We start from the raw sequence: 7,516 nt of genomic DNA on the forward strand, positions 1-7,516 counted from the left end.
GGCGGTGCCAGCCGCCCGTGCCGCGCCGCGCTCGCGCTCAGGCTAAAGTCGGCGAAGGCGGCCCGCAGGCCGCCATGCCGCGCCTTGGCCCAGAACTGGACGAAGGGCAGGTCGCCGATCGGCTCGCCGGTCTCGCCATAGCCGTGGAGGAACGCGCGGTCGCCGCCCGACCAGCCGGCGAACTGCTGGCCGACCGCGTAGGTCGCACCGGCGCCGCGCAACAGGTCGCCCTCGGCGATGCCGAGCGGCCGGTGGAAGTTGACGAGGTCGGGCAGGGCGGCGTGGAAGGCCTGGGGGGCCGCCTGGCCCGGCTGCTCCACGACCGTGACCTCCAGCCCCTGCCGCGCGAAGGCCCGGTGAAGCGCGATCGCGGCCAGCCAGGGCGTCCGTCCCCGTCCGACGATCGCGACGCTGCGAACGGCCGATGGTCCGGCCTCGCTCACGTCGCTGCGACGCGCTGGCGCGCATGCCCGTCCGCGGCAGCGCAGTAGCTCCTGACGAACGCGGCATGGGCCGGCATATCCGCCACGCCCGCGGCGATGTCGGCGCGTAGCGCCTCCATCTCCAGGCGCAGCCGCTCGTCCGGCATCCGGTCGGCAAGCCGGTCATGGCCGGTCGGCACGATGTTCTGACCGACGAACACCGCCTGCCAGCTCGGCGCGCCAAACAGCCCGTCGCGATACGTCGGCACGTGGCCGCGATGGCGGAAGCGCGCGATCCGGTCGGCAAGGCTGTCGGGCAGCGCCATGGTGCCGCAACGGCGCCACAGCGCGGCGTCGGTGCGCTCGGTCGCGTGATAGTGGAGGATCAGGAAGTCGCGGATGCGATCATATTCGATGTCGATCGTCCGGTTGAACTCGGAGGCCAGCGCCGGGTCGCGCGCCGACGCCGCGTCGGGCAGCAGGGCGAGCAGGAAGGCGATGCCCATCTGGACCAGATAGATGCTGGTGGATTCGAGCGGCTCCAGGAACCCGCCGGCGAGCCCGAGGCCGACGCAGTTGCGCGACCACGACACCGCGCGCTTTCCCGCCTCGAATCGAAGCAGGCGCGGCTCGGCCTGCGCTTCGCCATCCAGGTTTGCGAGCAGGGTCGCCGTCGCTTCGTCGTCGCTCAGATATTGGCTGGCGTAGACGTAGCCGTTGCCGGTGCGGTGCTGGAGCGGGATGCGCCACTGCCACCCCGCCGCGCGCGCGGTCGAGCGGGTGAACGGGGTCAGTTCCCCCGCGCTGGCGCACGGCACCGCGACCGCGCGGTCGCACGGCAGCCAGTCCCGCCAGCTCTCGAACCGCGATCCCAGCGTCTGGCCGATCAGCAGCGCGCGGAACCCCGAACAGTCGACGAACAGGTCGCCCGCGATCCGCTCGCCAGACGCCAGGATCACCGCGGCGACGTCGCCCGTATCGCCGTCGCGGGCGACGTCGACGATCCGCCCCTCGACCCGCTCCAGCCCGCGCGCCTCCGACCAGCCGCGCAGGAAGCGCGCGTAGAGGAAGGCGTCGAGATGGTAGGCATAGGAAAAGGCCGAGCGGACGGTGGACCGGTCCGCCGCCGGCAACGCGAAGCGGTTGGCGAGGGCGGTGACCACCGGGTAGCAATAATCGGACAGCGGGGCGGCGACGCCGTCGGCGGTGGCCCGCAGCCAATATTGGAAGAAATCGGCATCGCCGAACGGCCGGCCGTAGATGCCGAAGGGATGGATGTATCGATCGCCGAGGCGGCCCCAGTCGACGAACTCGATCCCCAGCTTGAAGGTCGCCTGCGTCGCGCGCATGAACTCAGCCTCGTCGATGCTGACGAGGTCGTTGAAGTCCTTCATCTGCGGCAGCGTCGCCTCGCCGACGCCGACCGTGCCGATCTCGTCCGATTCGACCAGCCGCACGCGATAGCGGGACCGATCGAGCTTCGCGCTCATCGCGGCGGCGCACATCCAGCCGGACGTGCCGCCGCCGACAATGACGATTTCGAGCGGCCGGTGCGATGACGTTGCCATGCGCGAATCCTAATCCTTCGTCCGCCGACGTAAAGGCCGACGGCGTGCTAGAAGGTGACCCGTGCGCCGAACTGGATGCGACGGTCGGTCCTCAGCCATTCATAGTCCTTCAGCGTCCCCGCATTGTCGACCTGCTGCTTGGTGATCGTATCGGTGCCCAGCAGGTTGCTGCCCTCCAGGCTGAACTCGAACTGAGGGGCGAGACGGAAGCGAATGGAACCGTCGAGCAGGCCGATCGAATTCTGCCAGATCGGCAGGCCGGTACAGCAGTCGAGGGCGGTAACCAGGTATTTCGACCGCCATGCGTAGGCGAGGCGCAGCGATATCCGCTGATACTCGTACAGGCCGACGACGTTGAAGGTATGCGTCGACACGCCCTCCAGCCGGTCCGGCTTCACCGCGGTCGTATCGTAGCTGACGCCGCCGCCCGCCGTGCCGGCGGCGTTCTCCGCAATCAACCCCGTCGACTTGATCCCGCTGTTATGGACGTAGGTGTAGTTCGCCTCCATGCCCAAGCCCTTCAGCGGGCCGGGGAGCGCATCGAAGAAGCTGTGGAATGCGACCTCGGCGCCCTCGATCTTCGCGCCCTTGCCGTTGCTGGGGCCGCGGACGAGGATGTCGCGGGTGACGCCGTTGTTGGTGACGGTCAGGTTGTACGTGCTGTTCTGGATGTAGTCGTAGAACTTCTTGTAGAACAGACCGCCGGTCAGCGAGCCGCTTTTCGAGAAATAGAGTTCGGCGCCCACATCGAACTGGTCGGCGGAGACCGGCTTGAGCCGCGGATTGCCCGATACGGCGGTATAGCGGAATTTATAGGCGACCGGGGTGACGCCATCGGGCCCGAAGGTGATCGCCGGGTTCGCGGGATCGGTCAGGTTCGGCGAGATCCGGTTCACGGATATGAAGTTGCGCAGCAATCCAATGTCCGGACGCGAGATCGCGCGTGAATAGGCGAAGCGGCCGATCAGCTTGCTGGTCACGTCCAGCTTCATGTTAAAGCTCGGCAGCACCCGGAAATCGTGGGCCTGCGCCTTGTTCAGGATGCTGCTGTTGTCGTTGAACTTGATCTCGTCCGCTGAGGTGATGCATCCCGAGGTGACCGTCGGACGTCCGTTGATGATCGGCCCGGAACTACAGATCAGTTCATTCGCGGTGAACGCGGGTGCGAAGGTGAATGCCCCCTGCGTAGAATCGCGCGTCCAGATCGCCCGCGCGCCGATGTTGCCGGACAAGCCGATGCCGCCGATCCGGGACTCATGGCCACCGAACTTCAGCATCGCGTAGCCGGCGAACGTCCGCTCGTCGACCTTCAGAATTTCCGACGGCAGGTAGCAGCCGAAATCGCCGGTGACGGTCTCGCCGGCTCGCGCGCCCAGATTGGAGCAGATGCCGTTGAAGTCCCCCACACCCGTGACCGACCGGTCGAGCGCAGCGCCCAGCTGGTCGAGATGCGCCAGCTTGTCGTTGTTGAAGAAGACGAACGAGTTCGTGTTGAGCTGGTTGCCGTTGTAGAAGTCATGGGGAATGCTGGCCACCCCATAATTGCCGGCCGGGTATGCGGGACTGTCGATATTGTAGTAGGCGGCGTTCTGTGCCCAGGTGTTGGCGATGTTCTGCCAATTGTAGGCGCTGTAGCGGACGGTCTGGTCGCGGTCGGCGTAGCGGCCGCCGACGCGCAGCACGTCGAGCCAGCCGTCGCCGAGATCATAGTCCGCATCGGCGCGCAACGCATACTCGGTGCCGTCGCTGTCCTCGGTATGGTCGGACGCGGAATAATAAGAATAGTTGTTGGGATTGATGATGCCGCCCGCCGCCAGATTAACGTTGTCCGCCTTTGTCGGCTCGATGGTGAGCGTCGGGCGCGAACCGCTCAGGTCGATGAACGTGTTGGCAAAGGTGCGGGCATTGACGACGCCGTTGTAATTTCCGGCCTTGGCGCGGACATATTGCCCATCGATGCGCAGCGACAGGCGGTCGGAGACGTCCCAACGGAAATCGGCGTCGAAATCCTGCGTGACCTCCTTGTTGACGATCGCATTCGACGCGGCGTCGAGCTGTGGCGCGCGGCGCGTCGCGAACCCGTTGGCGGCGGTGCAACCCTCCCACGCATAGCATTTGTTGAAGAACGCCTGACCGTTCTGGTTTTGGGCGATGAGGTTCGATGAATTGGGCGTCTCGCCCAGATAGGCGGTCGGCGCGGACCACCAGCCCGTCAGGAAGTTGCCCTGGCTGTCGAAGGTGAAGGCGGGCCGGAACGTCAGCGGCTGGATGACCGCAGCGGACGTCTCCTGATAGTCGGTGGGGATGCCGAACAGGCTGTACGCGCTCGAATAGACCGAATGCTCGCGCCAGCTCCTATCGTACTGCGTCCGGTTGTACTGAACCGTCAGCAGCTCGTGGCCGTCGTTCGACCGCCACTGGCCAGCCGCCGACTCTCCGTTGCGCTTGCGATCGTAGAGCGTGTCGCGCATGAAAATCCCGCTGGGAATGTACTGCAGCCCCGGCCCGAACACATTGTTGAAGATGCCCATACGGTCGAGCTGAATGCCTTGGACCCGCGTCTTTTCTTGCGAGTACACGCCGTTGATCATCACGCCGAACTCACCGATACCGGTCTGAAACCGGTTGGAATAGATCGCGGAGATCTGCGGCGTCGCGCGCTTGGCATTGTCATTATAGATCGCCTCCGCCGAAACCGAAAGAAACTGCTTGGTCGACTCGAAGGGCAGGCGTGTCCGGATATTGATGGTGCCGGCGATGCCGCCCTCAACCAGTTCGGCCGTCTGATTCTTGTAGACGTCGACGCCGGACAGCAGTTCAGGCGACACGTCTTCGTAACTCAGGCCCCGGCCGGAATTAGCGGAGAAGGAGTCGCGGCCGTTAAACTCGGAGCGAACCTGCGGCAGCCCCCGGACGAGTACGCCCGACGGCTCGGCGGAGAAGTGAGACGTATCGCCCGTTCCGGCGAACCGGCTGACCGTGATGCCGGGGACCCGCTGCAACGCTTCGGCGACCGACTTGTCGGGAAACGACCCGATCTCGTCCGCGGTCAGCGAATCGACGAAGGTATCGGCGTTGCGCTTTCGCTCCTGCGCCGACTCCAGGTTCTTTCGTAACGCGGTGACGACGACGTCGTCCGGCTTCGCATCAATCGGCTTCGCGTCGCCAATGCCGGGTGCCTGCGCGTCGGTGCTGGTCTGAGGCGGCACCGGCGCAGTGGCGGGATCCACCGCCGCGTCCTTGGTGACCACCTGCGCCGCCGCCGGCACCGCCACCAGGGCGGCAAGGCCGGCCCCGGACAACAGCCCAACCCTGACCAACGACATCGTTCTCCGAAAGCGTGCCATGTAAGCCCCCTTAATAGGGCCAATGCTGCCTCACCTGTTGGTGATGGTCTACATTGGCACTATCCAGTAGACTATGAACTTCGCAGCATGTCCACGGCAAAATTCCGTCGATGGAACTTTTCTCGATGATGGCGAGAGCCCGCCGATCGGAAAGTCGGCGAGTCGGCGAGCTGGTCTCGTTCGACCCTTCTATGAGGGTCGGCGGTCGTGAGCATGATCTTGGCGGTCAGCGCGAGCGTGCTCTGATGGCTTCCCGATCGTCACAGACCTGAGATCAAGCAGTTCCGTCCTCGTCGTCCGTGGAGTGGCGACGATCCTACTCGGCATTTTCCACGCCATGATTCGGGTAAGCGAATCGTGGAGACGTGTCGCTCCCGCCATGGCGCTGCACGATGGCATAGGTCCCGCCGGCGCTGGCCGCGCCGCCCCTCCATGGCGTTTGTCTCGCGGGGACCGGATGGCGATGCTGTAACTGCGGCGGCGCGGAGCGGTCTTCATGGTCGGCTCGGCTCTACCTTTGACCGTGTTTTTCCAGTACCAATCCTGCAATCAGGTTATATGATGGCGTAGTGCGGGGGTCGGGGAGCAAGGCGATGGCAACGGCGGTGATCGGGAAACAAGCGTCGCCGCGCGCGACGACCGCGTTGATCGGAATGATGTTCTTCATCTTCGGGTTCGTTACATGGCTGAACGGCCCGCTGATCGCGTTTGTGAAGCTCGCCTTCACGCTCGGCGATGTCGCGGCATTCCTGGTCCCCATGGTGTTCTACGCCTCCTATCTCTTTCTGGCGCTGCCCGCCGCCGCGATCCTGCGGCGCACGGGCATGAAGCGCGGCATGGCGCTGGGCCTGCTGGTCATGGCGCTGGGCGCGGCGCTGTTCGGCCAGTTCGCCACGATGCGCCTGTTCGGCGGCGCGCTGTTCGGCCTGTTCGTAATCGGTGCCGGCCTCGCGCTGCTGCAGACGGCGGCCAACCCCTATATCTCGATCGTCGGCCCGATCGAGAGCGCGGCGCAGCGCATCGCGGTTATGGGGATCTGCAACAAGAGCGCGGGGATCATGGCGCCGATTGTTTTCGGGCTGCTGGTGATGCGCGGCGTCGGCGATCTCGCCGCCAGGGCTGCGGTCGCGGCCAGCCCCGCCGCGCGCGAGGCGTTGCTCGACACCTTCGCTAAAAAGATCCACGGCCCCTATCTCGTCATGGCGGCGGTGCTGGCGCTGCTCGCCTTTGGCGTGCTGCGGTCGCCCCTGCCCGAGCTGAGCGTCGGCGCGCGGCACGACGCGCCGCGCGAGGCGCGCGGCCTGCTTGCTTTTCCGCATTTCTGGCTCGGCGTGCTCTGCCTGTTCCTGTACGTCGGGGTCGAGGTGATGGCGGGCGATGCGATCGGGACGTACGGTGCGGGTTTCGGGCTGTCGATCGCGCAGACCGGCTATTTCACCTCGATGACGCTGGCCGGGATGCTCGCGGGCTACGTCGCCGGGCTGGCGATCGTTCCCCGGCTGTTCAGCCAGGAGCGCTATCTCGCGATCTCGGCGGCGCTGGGCATCGTGCTCGCCGTCGGCGCCTATCTGACCCGCGGCTACGCGTCGGTGGGCTTCGTCGCCGCGCTTGGGTTCGCCAACGCGATGATGTGGCCGGCGATCTTCCCGCTCGCGATCCGAGGGCTCGGCCGGTACACCGAGACCGGATCGGCGATCATGATCATGGCGATCTGCGGCGGCGCGATCGTACCGCAGCTGTTCGCGGTGCTGAAGCAGCATCACGACTTCCAGCTCGTGTTCCTGCTGCTGATCGTGCCGGCCTATGCCTATATCCTGTTCTTCGCGGTGCTGGGCAATCGTGTGAACAGGACGACCGTGAACGGGATGGCCATGACCGGGACTGCGACCGGGGCTGCCATGAACGGGATGGCCATGAACAAGGCCGGGGCGTGACCACGATCGACTATCTGATCGGCGTCGACGGTGGAGGCACGACGGCGCGCGCGCGCCTGTCCGACGCGACCGGCGCGCCGCTGGGGGAGGGCATTGGCGGACCGGGCAACATCCGGTTGGGGCTGGCGACCGCCTGGAGCAGCATCGCGGCGGCGATCGACGGCGCCCTGACCACGGCGGGGCTGTCGCGCGGAATCCTGTCGCGGACGAGCGCCGCGCTGGGCCTGGCCGGCATCGTCGACGAC

General features: G+C 66.0%; 5 protein-coding genes and 1 pseudogene. 2 read left to right on the forward strand and 4 right to left on the reverse strand.

Going from position 1 to position 7,516, the window contains the following annotated elements:
• The 4 genes from HUU95_RS04125 to HUU95_RS04140 all read right to left on the reverse strand — a co-directional run.
• A partial coding sequence (locus tag HUU95_RS04125) for a tryptophan 7-halogenase (RefSeq protein ID WP_174278947.1) occupies positions 1 to 443 on the reverse strand: 443 nt, incomplete at its 3' end.
• Positions 440 to 1,990 carry a tryptophan halogenase family protein gene (locus tag HUU95_RS04130; RefSeq protein WP_174278948.1) on the reverse strand — a complete coding sequence of 517 codons (1,551 nt, stop codon included), beginning with the start codon at positions 1,988 to 1,990 and terminating at the stop codon, positions 440 to 442. The genes HUU95_RS04125 and HUU95_RS04130, both read right to left, overlap by 4 nt.
• Positions 1,991 to 2,037: 47 nt before the next feature.
• Positions 2,038 to 5,292: a TonB-dependent receptor gene (locus HUU95_RS04135; protein ID WP_174278949.1), complete on the reverse strand. Its 3,255-nt coding sequence runs from the start codon at positions 5,290 to 5,292 to the stop codon at positions 2,038 to 2,040.
• Positions 5,293 to 5,848: 556 nt separating this feature from the next.
• The gene (locus HUU95_RS04140; RefSeq protein WP_174278946.1) at positions 5,849 to 6,004 is read right to left on the reverse strand and encodes a hypothetical protein; all 156 of its coding nucleotides are present in this window, start codon (positions 6,002 to 6,004) and stop codon (positions 5,849 to 5,851) included.
• Here HUU95_RS04140 and HUU95_RS04145 point away from each other — a divergent pair.
• Together HUU95_RS04145 and HUU95_RS04150 are read left to right on the forward strand one after the other, a co-directional pair.
• Positions 5,994 to 7,271, forward strand: a complete 1,278-nt coding sequence (locus HUU95_RS04145) for a sugar MFS transporter (RefSeq protein WP_217429766.1) — start codon at positions 5,994 to 5,996, stop codon at positions 7,269 to 7,271. The two genes, HUU95_RS04140 and HUU95_RS04145, sit on opposite strands and share 11 nt — an antisense overlap.
• Positions 7,268 to 7,516 (forward strand): annotated as a pseudogene (locus tag HUU95_RS04150) (BadF/BadG/BcrA/BcrD ATPase family protein); the annotation flags it as partial. The gene HUU95_RS04145 and the pseudogene HUU95_RS04150, both read left to right, overlap by 4 nt.

The organism is Sphingomonas bacterium (genome assembly GCF_903643065.1).
In the GTDB taxonomy this organism is placed as follows: domain Bacteria; phylum Pseudomonadota; class Alphaproteobacteria; order Sphingomonadales; family Sphingomonadaceae; genus Sphingomonas.

Coding starts and splice junctions, on each gene's coding strand:
- HUU95_RS04145 (WP_217429766.1), top strand. CDS start 5,994: ATGTTCTTCATCTTCGGGTTCGTTACATGGCTGAACGGCCCGCTGATC.
- HUU95_RS04140 (WP_174278946.1), bottom strand. CDS start 6,004: ATGAAGAACATCATTCCGATCAACGCGGTCGTCGCGCGCGGCGACGCT.
- HUU95_RS04130 (WP_174278948.1), bottom strand. CDS start 1,990: ATGGCAACGTCATCGCACCGGCCGCTCGAAATCGTCATTGTCGGCGGC.